We start from the raw sequence: 12,892 nt of genomic DNA on the forward strand, positions 1-12,892 counted from the left end.
GTGCCTCCAGTCACATAGGCGGTACGCAGCTACTGTGCTTGGCTGAGAGCCCGCGCGCCCTCGATGCCTGTATCCCCTTGCATCCCTGTTCCGGGGTCCCAGCGTGCCGTGTCGCGCAGCGGGCCAAGGACAGGAGAGAGCCTCATCGGCTCCAGGAGGGGTAAAATGAAGCATGTCGGCACGATATTCGCCATGGTCGCGCTGTTGGTGGGCGCGGCAGGACCTGCCCACGCGGCCGATCCCGAAACCTGCAGGGCGGTGCGGTTCTCCGATGTCGGCTGGACCGACATCACCTCGACAACCGCCATCGCCTCGCTCATCCTCAAGGAACTGGGCTATAGGCCCGAGACGACCGTACTCTCCATCCCCGTCACCTATGCATCGATGAAGGCAAGGGATATCGACGTCTACCTCGGCGACTGGCAGCCGAGCATGGAAAACGATCGAAAGCCCTATCTGGAAGACAAGTCGATCGCGGTGATCGGCGCCAACCTGCCGGCGGGTGCGAAATACACCCTGGCCGTGCCCGAATACACCTATGATAAGGGCCTGCACGACTTCGCCGACATCGCCCGCTTCCGGGACAGCCTGCAGGGCAAGATCTATGGCATCGAACCCGGCAACAACGGCAATCGCCTCGTGCAAGGCCTGATCGATGCCGACAAGAACGGCCTGAAGGGTTTCCAGGTCGTCGAATCCTCCGAGCAGGGCATGCTGGCCCAGTTGCAAGGAGCCGTCGCACGCCGGGAAGACATGGTTTTCCTGGCCTGGGCGCCGCATCCCATGAACGTCAACTTCAAGATCCGCTATCTTACGGGCGGTGATGACACGTTCGGGCCGGATTACGGCAAGGCCGTCGTCAACACCAATGTGCGGGCCGGCTGGGCCGAACAATGCGCGAATGCCGCCCGCTTCATCGCCAACCTGAAGTTCACGGTCGAACTCGAGAACCAGATGATGCAGATGATCACCGGCGACGGCCTGGATGGCCCGGCGGCGGCGGAAAAATATCTCAAGGGCAATCCCGGCGTGCTGGAAACCTGGCTCACGGGCGTCACCACCTTCGACGGGCAAGCCGGATTGCCGGCTATCCGGAAAAGCCTCGGTTTGTAAGGCCAGAGATCGACGGGCGGGCGCGCGGCACCCGCCCCCTTCAACCTTCACTTGACAGACTCCGGGACCTCGATAATTTATTAGTACACTAACAATTTCTCACTGCGCGAGGTGGGGATGTATCTGCGCCCCAGAACGGTGGACGAAGCCTGCGAGGCCCTCGCAGCCGAACCTATGCGCATTCTCGCCGGCGGCACCGACATCTTCCCCGCCCTGGGAGACCGGCCCCTCACCGGAGCCGTGCTCGACTTGTCCGCCATTGAAGGGCTGTCAGGCATCGCATTCGGTGTCGACATCATCCGCATCGGCGCCCGTACGACCTGGTCGGCCATCGCCAGGGCTGCGTTGCCGCCGGCTTTGCATGCCCTGCAGCAGGCCGCCCGCGAAGTGGGCGCCATCCAGATCCAGAACACGGGAACCATAGCCGGCAACCTGTGCAATGCCTCACCCGCGGCCGATGGCGTGCCGCCTCTGCTCGCACTCGATGCGCGCGTGGAATTGCGCTCGGCAAAGGGCACGCGCGAGCTCGCCCTGGCCGATTTCATCACGGGCTATCGCAGAACTGCCCGGCGCCCCGACGAATTGGTGAGCGCGATCCTGGTGCCGCGCAGCATCGATGCTGGCCGTTCGGCTTTCCTGAAGCTCGGGGCCCGCAAATATCTGGTCATCTCGATTGCCATGGTGGCCGTCATCATTGCTTGCGACGATGATGGTATCATCCGCCAGGCGCGCATCGCCGTCGGCGCCTGTTCGGAAGTCGCCCAGCGCCTCACGGTCCTGGAGACGGCTCTGGTCGGCGCCAAGGCGAACCCTGGCCTCGGGGCGATGATCCAGCCTGAACATCTTGCCGGTCTTGCGCCGATCGACGATGTCAGGGCCAGCGCTGCGTATCGGCGCGACGCCGTCAGGACCTTGATCGCCCGTACGCTCGACGCGGCCTTGCAACAAAGCGTTTTGTGATTCGGCGGTCTTACCTAGAATCGCAAAGACGCGCCGAAACAAAGAGAGAGCACAAGGGCGCTTCTGCCGAAGCGCTTTGCTCAAGGAGAGGCGGATGGACCAGAGGCTGCCCGGCTTTATGCTGAATGGCGAAACCGCTACCGTTGGCGCGGCGGCCGGCACCCGCCTGAGCCAGATCCTGCGCGAAGGCTTCGGGCTGACGGGTACCAAGGTCGGCTGCGATGCCGGCGACTGCGGGGCCTGCACGGTCCTGCTCGACGGCGAGGCCGCCTGTTCCTGCCTGGTTGCCGCGGCGCAGGTCGAAGGGCGCCGGGTCGACACCATAGAAGGGCTCACCCGCAGCAACCCACTCACCCGGGCCTTGCAGGCCTCCTTTCTGCGATATGGCGCGGCTCAGTGCGGCATCTGTACGCCGGCCATGCTCACGGCCGCGACGGCCCTGCTGCAGCGTGGAACCGAGGTGACGGAAGACAGCGTCGCCGATGCCCTCGGCGGTGTCCTCTGCCGCTGCACCGGCTATCGCAAGATCATCGCCGCGGTACTGGCCGTGGCTGATGGCCCCGCCACCATCGCCCCTTCCAGCCCTGATAGCCCGGTCGGCTCGCGTATCGATCGTCTCGATGGCGCGGCCAAGGTGGAAGGGCGCGACATTTTCGGAGCCGACGAGACACCGCAGGGCGCCCTGGCGCTGCGCGCCATACGCAGCCCGCACCATCGGGCCGCCTTCGAAATCGGAGACATCGACGCCTTCCTCGCCGCGCATCCCGGTATCGTCAGGGTCTTCACCGCACGGGACGTGCCCGGCCGCAACTGCTTCGGCGTCATCCCGGCCTTTGCCGACCAACCTGTGTTCGCCAGCGGCGAGACCCGTTTTCGCGGCGAGGCCGTCGCCGCCGTGGTCGGCGAGCCGGAAGCCGTTCAAGCCCTCGACCTTTCGGCCTTCCCGGTCAGCTGGACACCACTCACGGCCCTTACGGCCATGGACGAGGCCCTCGCCTCGACCGAACTCCTCCACCCTGCCCGCCCCGAGAACATCCTCACGCGCGGACGTGTCGCGCGCGGCGACGTCGAGGCCGCCCTGGCCACCGCCGATGCCGTGGTCGAGGGGGAGTTCGAGACGGGCTTCGTCGAGCATGCCTATATCGAGCCGGAGGCAGGCTTTGCCCGCCGCGTGGGTGACCGCATCGAGATCCAGGCGTGTACCCAGGCGCCCTATATGGATCGCGACGACGTTGCCGGCCTGCTCGGCATCCCGCCCGAGAATGTGCGCATCATCCCGACCGCGGTGGGCGGCGGCTTCGGCTCCAAGCTCGATCTGTCGATCCAGCCCTTCATCGCCGTCGCCGCCTGGCAGCTCAGCCGCCCGGTTCGCATGGTCTATTCGCGCGCCGAATCGATCGCCACCACCACCAAGCGGCATCCAGCCCGGATGAAGCTGCGGATCGGCGCCTCCAGGGACGGCAAGCTCGCCGCCATGGATTTTTCCGGCGACTTCAACACCGGCGCCTATTCCTCCTGGGGGCCGACGGTGGCAAACCGGGTGCCGGTCCACGCTTCCGGTCCCTATTACATCCCGCATTACCGCGCCGTCGCGCGTGCCGTGCACACAAATCTGGTGCCGGCAGGCGCCTTTCGCGGCTTCGGCGTGCCGCAATCTTCGATCGCCCAGGAACAGCTCTATGACGCGCTTGCCGACAGGCTCGGCATCGACAGGCTGGAATTCCGCATCTGCAACGCCCTCACCAACGAACTGCCGACCGTGACGGGCCAGGTGCTCGGCAAGGGTGTCGGCATCAAGACATGCCTCGAGGCCTTGCGAGATCCCTGGCGGCGCGCCCGCGAGGAGGCCGCCGCCTTCAATGGCGCGCAGCAAGCAGGCCCGCTCCGGCGAGGCGTGGGTGTCGCCGGCATGTGGTATGGCTGCGGCAACACCTCCCTGCCCAATCCCTCCACCATCCGGCTCGGACTCAAGCCCGATGGTCGATTGGCCTTGCACCAGGGCGCCGTCGATATCGGCCAGGGTTCCAACACGGTGATCACCCAGATCTGCGCGCAGGCGCTCGGTGCGCCGGTGGAGGCCTTCGATCTCGTCTCTGCCGATACGGACCTGTCGCCCGATTGCGGCAAGACCTCGGCCTCGCGCCAGACCTTCGTCACCGGCAAGGCGGCGGAACTCGCCGGACGGGACCTGCGTGCACAGATCCTGCGCCAGACCAATGCCGGCGAGACGGCCACGATTCGCTTCGGCGATGCGGTGCTCACGGTGGAGGACGGCGAAAGGGTGCGCACGCTCTCACTAGCGGACCTGGCGGCTGATGAGCTCGGCTATGCCTTGTCGACCGAGCAGACCTTCGATCCGCCCACCAGCCCCCTCGACGCCGATGGCCAGGGCGAACCCTATGCGCTCTACGGTTTCGGGGCCCATATGGCGGAGATCGAGGTCGATTGCGAGCTCGGCACCATCAAGGTCCTGAAGATCACCGCCACGCATGACGTCGGCCGCGCCATCAATCCCACTCTGGTGGAAGGCCAGATCGAAGGTGGCGTCGCCCAGGGCCTCGGCCTTGCCCTGATGGAGGAATTCCATCCCGGCCGTGGCGAGAACCTGCACGACTATCTCATCCCCACCATCGGCGACGTACCGCCGGTGGAGACGATCCTGATCGAGGATGCCTCGCCCGTCGGCCCGTTCGGCGCCAAGGGTGTCGGCGAGCAGGCTCTCATTCCCACCGCACCGGCCATCCTCAACGCGCTGCATGACGCGACCGGGATCAGACTGCGGCGGGTACCGGCGACACCGGACCGGGTCCGGGCCGCGATTTTGGAGCGCCGAGATTTGGACCGGCCCTGAAGCAGGATTTCCCGGGTGCGCGGGCATCTTGCCCGCTCTTGGAAACACCGTGCTTGCAGGGGAGGAAGAAGCGGACGGGACGTCCGCGCACCCCGGAACGCGTCAAATCACCGCTTGAACAGGCGAGCATCCGTCGGCGTAGGGTCACTCGGCAGCTGGGCGGCTCGGTGGCAGGCCTTGGCTTCCTCGATGAGCTGGTCGAGCAGGGCGGTGAACAGCACCGGCTTGGCCGCGGCCTCCCAGAGGAAGTAGCCGAAGGAGCCCGGGCAGGGATTGACTTCGTTGAGCCAGACCTCGCCCGTCCGCTCATTGGACAGGAAGTCGATCCGCGGCGCGCCGGTGCCGTTCACGGCGTCGAAGGCCTCCGTCGCCCATTGCCGGATCGTATTCTCCAGGGCCACCGGCAATTCGGGATTGATGTCGCGCGTCAGCGACAGCATGCCCTGGCTCGAAGCCCCCGGCTGCTTGCCGCCGCCGGTCTTCTTGGAGCCGCCGGACATGTATTTGGTCTTGAAGTCGAGCAGGTCCGTCTCGCGCTTGGGCCGCTCGATGGCCGAGGTGACGATCTCGCCCTTCTCCCGGCGCACGGCGACGTTGTATTCGACCAGGTTCTCGACGAAAGGCTCGATGATCGCGTGGGTGTCGAACTTGAAGATGCCGGGCAGCACCTGGCGCACGGTGTCGACGTCCTCGGCCCTGGCGACGCCAATCGAAGACCCCAGATGCGCCGGCTTGACGATCACAGGGAAGGCAATGTTCTTGAGCGCGGCTTCCAGGCCCGCCTTGTCGGGCACCAGGCCGGTCGCGGGGCGCGAGACCACCACATCCGGCAGCATGCCGATACCGCGCCCGGCAAAGGCCCGCTTGGTGATGGCCTTGTCCATCAGGATGGCCGAAGCCAGGGTGCGCGCGCCGGTATAGGGCACGTTGGCGGTCTCGAACACGCCCTGCATCTGGCCGTCCTCGCCGATATTGCCGTGGAAGGCGAGCAGGGCGACGTCGAATTCGATCGGCACGGGCTTCTTGGCAAAAAGCCCGGTCTTGCCGCGCGGGATCAGCAGCCCCTTGCCGACCGACAAATCGAGATCGACCCGTGTCAGCCCGCGCCGGGCCTCTTCGTCCGGGATGTAGTTGGCGCGGTTGCGCAGGGCATCACCAGTGAACCAGGCCCCATCTCCCGCTATATAGACGGGAAAGCCCTCATATTTCGAACTGTCGAGCGCATTGAGCGCCTGCAGGCCTGAAACGATGGAGACGTCATGCTCGGGCGAGCGCCCACCGAACAGCACCGCGACGCGCGTTTTCGACATCGTGTTTCCTTGAATATTGAACCGAATCGTTGCCTCGAAAATAAGGTGCTGCAGGCGACCAGGCAAATTGCGATCTCATTGCCGTTCCATGGAAATTCCGTGGCCAGGTCGGTGGTAGCAGGATCTTGGGTGCACGGACTTGCCACGGAGCGCGCCATGAAGCACTTTGCGCGGCAATGGAGGCCCGCCACGATCGAATTCCGATCGTGACATTCATGGAATGAACGCGTCTTTCCGGTGCCATGGTTCGGCAGGCGCTTCAGCGGAGGAACGATGTCGAATACCCTGTCCCAGATTCCATTGTTCCAATCGTTGGACGAAGCCACGATCAAGGCCTTCGACGGCCGGGTGCGTTGGGCCAAGTTCGAGGAGAACGAGCTGGTCGTCGACTATGACGACAATTCCAACGACGTCTATTTCCTGATCTCCGGCAAGGTGCGCGTGCTCTACCGCACCATCACCGGTAAGGAAGTGATCCTGGCCGAGCTCGGCGGCGGCCAGTTCTTCGGGGAATTGTCGGCCATCGACGGCGTCGGACGCTCGGCCAACGTGACCGCGCTCAACCGCTCGCAGATGTGCATCATCTCCGGCCCGGTCTTCATGGAGCTGCTCACCGAGAACGCCTCTGTCTGCAAGCAGATCCTGCAGTTGCTCGCCAGTCGCGTGCGCGCGCTCAACACCAAGCTGGCCGAGCACTCCTTCCTGCAGACCAAGCACCGGCTCTATGCCGAGCTCATCCGTCTGTCCCAGCCCCGCGCGAGCCATCCCGGGCAGCGTGTGCTCTCACCGCCGCCCTTCCACCACGACCTCGCTGCCCGCATCGGCTGCCGCCGCGAGGCGGTCTCGCGCGAGCTTTCGGCGCTGGAAAAGGAAGGCCTGGTCAGCAAGACCCGCGGTGCCCTCGCTTTGGTCAATCCGGAAGAGTTGAACAAGCGGATTTCGGCGGCCCTGGCGGACTGATCGGGACTGTTCGGGTGTGCCGATCTCCCGATCGGCATTCCTGCGTCTGGCTTGGGGGGCCCTGCCGATCAGGAGATCGGCACACCTTGAGCGGTATCGTGCCATCTTGGCTTGAAGCCATTGCGCAGGGCCGCGACGCTCGCCGGCGGCGTCAGTAGCCGTGCAGGCCGATCCCGCCACTCCCCCTCCTCCCAGCCCTCGGGAGACCAGCGCAGCACCCTGCCCTCGCGGCGTGTGAAGGCATCTTCGCCATCGGCCCAGACAGCGCCGTCGGGGAGGTTCGCGGTGTCCTCCATCTGATGTTCGCCAAGGCGCTCTGCGTGCAGGATCTCATCCATGCGATCGGCGCCTGCCCCAGGCTCGGGAAAGGCGGCCTTGTAGGCCAGCGCGTCAGGCCGACGGCATTCGAAGCAGGGGCGATGGCCGGCCGCCAAGGCCGTGACCTCGTCCAGGAAGAACAGATGCGTGTAGCCGGGGCCCATGACCTCCCGCCATCGCCCCTTGAACGACAGCTCGCAGCAGATCCAGCGCCTGGAGGTCCAGCGCCGGCGCGTCAGGCGCTTGGCCTCGTCATGGATCCGGCCTCCGCGAATGCCCATCATCGTGCCGCGCGCCGGTATGGCGACGATGTCGCCGAAGGGCGTGACACGGTTCTGGAGCGGGCGGCTCATGGCTTTGCCTTCCCCTCGGCGTCGAAGGTCGCGAGATAGGCGATGACATCCTCCACGGTGGCGGCGTCACGGATGCCGGCAAAGGTCATCTTGGTGCCGGGCACGACAGCCGAAGGATGGGAGAGGAAGAGGCGCAGGGAGGCCTCGTCCCAGGTCTTGCCCAATGCCTTCATCGCTTGCGAATAGACATAATCCGGCGCGGTGGCGGCGGGACGTCCGACAACGCCGTTGAGCTGGGGTCCCACGACATTCTTGGCGCCTTCGCCGACCCGGTGGCAGGCCGCGCAACGCGCAAAACCAGCCTTTCCCTTGACGGGATCGCCGGCAAAGGCAGGCGATGCCAGAAGGAGAAGGGCGAGGATCCCTGGGATCGCAGGCTTCCAGCCTGCTCTTGAAAATACCGAGCCTAGAGAGAGGGAAGAGCAGGCTGGAAGCCTGCGATCCCAGGAAGATATCGTCATTTCGCCAAGGCCTGCTCGCGGATCCGGGTGATCGTGGTCATCGGCGTGATCGCTTCCGGATCCATGCGGCAATGCAGGATGGCGGGCTTGCCGGAGGCCACCGCCCGCTCGAAGGCCGGCGCGAATTCGGCGGCCGTCGTGACCGTCTCGCCATGCCCGCCAAAAGCGGCGGCATAGGCGGCGAAATCCGGATTCTTGAGCTTCGTCGCCGAAATGCGGCCGGGGAATTCGCGTTCCTGATGCATGCGGATGGTGCCGTACATGCCGTTGTCGACGACGACCACGATGATCGGCAGGTCGTACTGCACGGCGGTGGCGAATTCCTGGCCGTTCATCATGAAGCAGCCGTCACCGGCAAAGCAGACCACGGTCTTCGCACGGTCAAGGGCCTTGGCGGCCACGGCCGCCGGTACGCCATAGCCCATCGAGCCCGATGTCGGCGCGAGCTGCGTCCCGAAGCGGCGGAAGCGCAGATAGCGTTGCACCCAGATGGCGTAGTTGCCGGCGCCGTTGCAGATCACCGCATCCTCGGGCAGGCGGTCGCGCAGCCAGAGCAAAGCCTCGCCATATTGGAAAGTGCCGGGGATGGGCTTGGGCTCGTCGGTCCAGTCGTGGAAATCCCGGTTCGCCTGGCGCGTCTCGGCCGACCAGGGCAGGCTGCCGGGCGGCTGCAGTTCCTCCAGCGCGGAGGCGAAAGCCTGGGCCGTCGCGTGAATGGCGAGGGTGGGCTGGTAGACCCGCCCCAATTCCTCCGCACCGGCATGGATGTGGACGAGTTTCTGACGAGGCGTGGGAATGTCCACCAGCGAATAGGAGGAGGACGGCATTTCGGAAAGCCGCCCACCCGCCAGGATCAGGAGATCGGCCTCCTTGATGCGCTGCGCCAGCTTGGGATTGGGGCCGATGCCGACATCGCCGGCATAGTTGGGATGATCGGCCGGAAACAGCATCTGGCGACGGAAGGAGGTGCCGACGGGCAGGTCGAAGCGTTCGGCGAAGCGGACGAGGCTCGTCACCGCCGCCTGCGACCAGCCCGAACCGCCGACGATCAGCAGAGGCTTCTTTGCTTCGCCGAGCAGGGCCTCGAGGCGAGCCATCTCGTCCCGGCCCGGCCAGGTCTGCGCCGGCTCGATGAAGGCCGCATCGGCAACCGTGGCGGCCTCGACCAGCATGTCCTCCGGCAGGGCGACCACCACCGGCCCCGGACGCCCCTGCATGGCGACGCGGAAGGCGCGGGTCACCAATTCGGGGATGCGTTCCGCCTTGTCGATCTCCACCACCCATTTGGCCATCGAGCCGAAGAGAGCCTTGTAGTCGACCTCCTGGAAAGCCTCACGCTCGCGCATGCCGGTTTCGATCTGGCCGATGAAGAGAATCATCGGCGTGGAATCCTGCATGGCGATATGGACGCCATGGGAGGCATTGGTGGCGCCGGGCCCGCGCGTCACCATGCAGATGCCTGGCCGCCCGGTGAGCTTGCCAGCCGCTTCGGCCATCATGGCCGCGCCGCCTTCCTGGCGGCAGACCGTGACGTTGATCGGAGCGTCATGCAGGGCATCGAGCACGGCGAGATAGGATTCGCCCGGCACGCAGAAGACATGTTCGACACCCTGCGCCACCAGTGCATCGACGATCAGGCGGCCACCATTGCGGGATTGGGACTCGGAGCTGGGCTCTACTTTGGACACCGACATGGGCATTGGCACTCTTGGATGGGTCATCCCTGTCATACGCCGGGCGACTGCTTCGTGGAACCGCCATTCTTCCGGGCAGCCTCGGCATCTCGTCATCGGTACCGACATTGTTGCGAAAGGCGCATCCTGGAAGCCTCGATTTCCGCGACCTCTTGCCGCGCGGCCCGTGGAACATTACATGCATTTCATGCTGTCGCCCGCCCCCCTCAAGCTGCTTGCCTTCGATGGAGAGGACCTGGAGGTCATCTCCACCCATCTCCAGGATGCCGCCGTCGCGCCGGCCGAAATCGCCTTCCTGCCGCACGAGAAACGCTTCGCCCTGGTGATGGACCGCTATGACTGGTGCGGCGCCCAGAGCGGCGAACGCACGAGGCGGCGCTCGGGCCTGCATTTCGAGCGGGTTCTCGGGGTCAAGCGTTCGCATTTCGAGCAGAATGCCAGCCGGAAGGCCGTGCTGCTGTCGATCTCCTTCGAGGTGAGCGACGATCCGGCAGGGCTGGTGACGCTCTATTTCGAGGGCGGCGGCGCCATCCGCCTCGAGGTGGAGTGCCTGGAAGCGGCGATGTCCGATCTCGGCCCGGCTTGGCCCTGCGGTTCCCCGCCACCCGCCCGGGTGTGAAGCTGGAGATCGCTACCGCATTGCATTCTCCCTTCAGCGCAAGTACTCACGCTTGCGCTGCCCCTCACCTTACCTCTCCCCGTAAGGCCGGGGCGAGGGGACTTCAACGTCGAGTTCAATTCAAGAAGCTTTCATCTCGCCAGACGGTTGGGCGAGATGAAAGCTTTGAGAATCAGGCATGACGCTTGCGCCTCCTCGCCCCGGCCTTACGGGGAGAGGTAAGGTGAGGGGCAGCGTAACCTCTCAAGCAAAGCGCCTCGTTTAACGACTGTCCGCCGCACAAGGAAATGCCATGCCGGTTCGGCTCCACAGCGCCCAGGCCGATTTCGCCGACGCCTTCGCCACCCTTCTCGCCACCAAGCGCGAGATCTCGGAGGATGTCGACGCCTCCGTGCGTGCCATCATCGAGGATGTGGTCGCACGTGGCGATGCGGCGGTAATCGACTATACCGCCCGCTTCGACCGCCTGACGCTCACTCCCGAAACCATGCGCATCAGCGCCGCGGAGATCGAGGCGGCGCGGGCCCAGTGCGATGCCGGAGCGCTCGAAGCCCTGGCCTTGGCGGCCAGCCGCATCCGCGCCTATCATGAACGCCAGAAGCCGTCCGACACGCTGTTCAAGGACGCCCTCGGGGTGGAGCTTGGCTGGCGCTGGACGGCGATCGAGGCCGTCGGCCTCTATGTACCCGGCGGGACGGCTGCCTATCCTTCTTCCGTATTGATGAACGCCATCCCCGCCAAGGTTGCCGGCTGCCCCCGCCTGGTGATGGTGGTGCCGAGCCCCGGCGGCGTCCTCAATCCCCTGGTGCTGGCGGCGGCGAAGCTCGCCGAGGTCGACGAGGTCTATCGCATCGGCGGCGCCCAGGCCGTTGCCGCCCTGGCCTATGGCACTTCCACCATCGCACCTGTCGCCAAGATCACGGGCCCCGGCAATGCCTATGTCGCCGCCGCCAAGCGCCGCGTCTTCGGTCATGTCGGCATCGACATGATTGCCGGTCCTTCGGAAGTGCTGGTGATCGCCGACGACAGCGCCAATCCATCCTGGATCGCCGCCGACCTGCTGGCCCAGGCCGAGCATGACACCGCCTCCCAGTCGATCCTGCTCACCGACAGCCCAGCACTGGCGGAGGCGGTGGAGCGCGAAGTGGAAGCCCAGCTCGCCACCCTGCCCCGTGCCGAGATTGCCGGAGCGAGTTGGCGCGACTATGGCGCCGTCATTACCCTGGCCTCGCTGGACGAGGCCCCGCCGCTGGCGGATCGTCTCGCTGCCGAGCATCTGGAGATCATCACCCGGGATGCCGAGGCTTTGGCGGCACGCATCCGCAATGCCGGCGCCATCTTCCTCGGCGGCCACACGCCCGAAGCGATCGGCGACTATGTCGGCGGCTCCAACCACGTACTGCCGACGGCGCGCTCGGCCAAGTTCTCCTCGGGCCTGGGCGTGCTCGACTTCATGAAGCGCACCTCCATCCTCAAATGCGGGCCCGAGCAACTCGCGGCCATAGGCCCGGCGGCGATCGCGCTCGGCGAGGCGGAAGGCCTTGCCGCCCATGCCCGTTCGGTCTCGATCCGCAGCAATCGTATCTAGAGCAAAGCGCGGTTTCTCCGAACCGCACTTTGCTCTAACTCTTTGTTCCGACGCGTCTTTGCGATTCTTGGTAACGCCGTCAAATCGCAAAACGCTATAGAGCAAGACGCTATAGGGCGTGCCGTTCAGCGCGCTTTGCTCTATGAGACCCCATGCACCGTGCTATGAGATGTCATGGATAATGAGGAATTCAGCCCCACCTGCCGGTTGATCGCCGTTCATCTCGATGAGCGCAGCATCGGGCGCGGCAGCCAGGATCAAGAACATGAGCGGCGGGTCGCCGCCTATGACCTCATCGAGGAAAATGTGTTCTCGCCGGTCGGCTATGATTCCGGCCCCTACGGACTGCACATCTCCCTGCAGGACGGCCGCCTCGTCCTGGACATCCGCGATGCCGACAGCCGGCCGGTGGTGGTGCATATCCTCTCGCTCACGCCGCTCAGGCGCGTGGTGCGCGACTATTTCACCATCTGCGACAGCTATTACGCGGCGATCCGCAGCGCCACGCCCTCCCAGATCGAGACGATCGACATGGCCCGGCGCGGCCTGCACAATGAAGGCTCGGAAATCCTGCGCGAGAGGCTGATGGGCAAGATCGCCCTCGATCTCTCCACCGCCAGGCGGCTGTTCACCCTTGTTTCAGCGCTCTACTGGAAAGGCTGAGG

Annotated in this window: 11 protein-coding genes; 7 read left to right on the forward strand and 4 right to left on the reverse strand. The window is 65.4% G+C overall.

Annotated features, from left to right (window positions below; all coding sequences use genetic code 11):
- Positions 1 to 165: 165 nt before the first annotated feature.
- The 3 genes from choX to BA190_RS11870 all read left to right on the forward strand — a co-directional run bounded on the left by choX (position 166) and on the right by BA190_RS11870 (position 4,924).
- Positions 166 to 1,113, forward strand: a complete 948-nt coding sequence (gene choX, locus BA190_RS11860) for a choline ABC transporter substrate-binding protein (RefSeq protein ID WP_068286722.1) — start codon at positions 166 to 168, stop codon at positions 1,111 to 1,113.
- A gap of 117 nt (positions 1,114 to 1,230) precedes the next feature.
- Positions 1,231 to 2,073 (forward strand): xanthine dehydrogenase family protein subunit M, encoded by an 843-nt coding sequence (locus tag BA190_RS11865; RefSeq protein ID WP_068286725.1) that lies wholly within the window; start codon positions 1,231 to 1,233, stop codon positions 2,071 to 2,073.
- A 94-nt stretch (positions 2,074 to 2,167) separates the two neighbouring features.
- Positions 2,168 to 4,924: a molybdopterin cofactor-binding domain-containing protein gene (locus BA190_RS11870; protein WP_068286727.1), complete on the forward strand. Its 2,757-nt coding sequence runs from the start codon at positions 2,168 to 2,170 to the stop codon at positions 4,922 to 4,924.
- 107 nt (positions 4,925 to 5,031) lie between these two features.
- On the opposite strand, the gene BA190_RS11875 is transcribed toward BA190_RS11870, so the two are convergent.
- The gene (locus tag BA190_RS11875) at positions 5,032 to 6,234 is read right to left on the reverse strand and encodes a D-alanine--D-alanine ligase (RefSeq protein WP_068286730.1); all 1,203 of its coding nucleotides are present in this window, start codon (positions 6,232 to 6,234) and stop codon (positions 5,032 to 5,034) included.
- Between the two features lie 273 nt (positions 6,235 to 6,507).
- On the opposite strand from BA190_RS11875, the gene BA190_RS11880 reads away from it, so the two are divergent.
- Positions 6,508 to 7,194, forward strand: coding sequence for a Crp/Fnr family transcriptional regulator (locus BA190_RS11880; RefSeq protein ID WP_082979673.1), 687 nt, complete (start codon positions 6,508 to 6,510; stop codon positions 7,192 to 7,194).
- Positions 7,195 to 7,262: 68 nt separating this feature from the next.
- On the opposite strand, the gene BA190_RS11885 is transcribed toward BA190_RS11880, so the two are convergent.
- Genes BA190_RS11885 through BA190_RS11895 form a run of 3 tightly spaced genes read right to left on the reverse strand, consistent with a single transcriptional unit; the run spans position 7,263 to position 10,020 of the window.
- Entirely contained in the window at positions 7,263 to 7,865 is a 603-nt protein-coding gene (locus BA190_RS11885; protein WP_068286733.1) for a hypothetical protein, read from the reverse strand.
- The gene (locus tag BA190_RS11890) at positions 7,862 to 8,326 is read right to left on the reverse strand and encodes a cytochrome c family protein (RefSeq protein ID WP_082979674.1); all 465 of its coding nucleotides are present in this window, start codon (positions 8,324 to 8,326) and stop codon (positions 7,862 to 7,864) included. The genes BA190_RS11885 and BA190_RS11890 overlap by 4 nt, the downstream gene beginning before the upstream one ends.
- Positions 8,323 to 10,020: a thiamine pyrophosphate-binding protein gene (locus BA190_RS11895; RefSeq protein WP_068286854.1), complete on the reverse strand. Its 1,698-nt coding sequence runs from the start codon at positions 10,018 to 10,020 to the stop codon at positions 8,323 to 8,325. Before BA190_RS11895 ends, BA190_RS11890 begins: the two co-directional genes overlap by 4 nt.
- Before the next feature lie 178 nt (positions 10,021 to 10,198).
- Here BA190_RS11895 and BA190_RS11900 point away from each other — a divergent pair, with 178 nt between their 5' ends.
- From BA190_RS11900 to BA190_RS11910, 3 genes are all read left to right on the forward strand, one after another.
- Complete coding sequence (locus BA190_RS11900) at positions 10,199 to 10,639, forward strand: DUF2948 family protein (protein WP_245314685.1); 441 nt, start codon at positions 10,199 to 10,201, stop codon at positions 10,637 to 10,639.
- Between the two features lie 292 nt (positions 10,640 to 10,931).
- Positions 10,932 to 12,227: a histidinol dehydrogenase gene (hisD, locus tag BA190_RS11905; protein ID WP_068286737.1), complete on the forward strand. Its 1,296-nt coding sequence runs from the start codon at positions 10,932 to 10,934 to the stop codon at positions 12,225 to 12,227.
- 174 nt (positions 12,228 to 12,401) lie between these two features.
- Positions 12,402 to 12,890, forward strand: coding sequence for a UPF0262 family protein (locus BA190_RS11910; protein ID WP_068286739.1), 489 nt, complete (start codon positions 12,402 to 12,404; stop codon positions 12,888 to 12,890).
- The last annotated feature ends 2 nt before the right edge of the window (positions 12,891 to 12,892 follow it).

The organism is Labrys sp. WJW (assembly GCF_001676615.1).
Taxonomy (GTDB): Bacteria; Pseudomonadota; Alphaproteobacteria; order Rhizobiales; family Labraceae; genus Labrys; species Labrys sedimenti.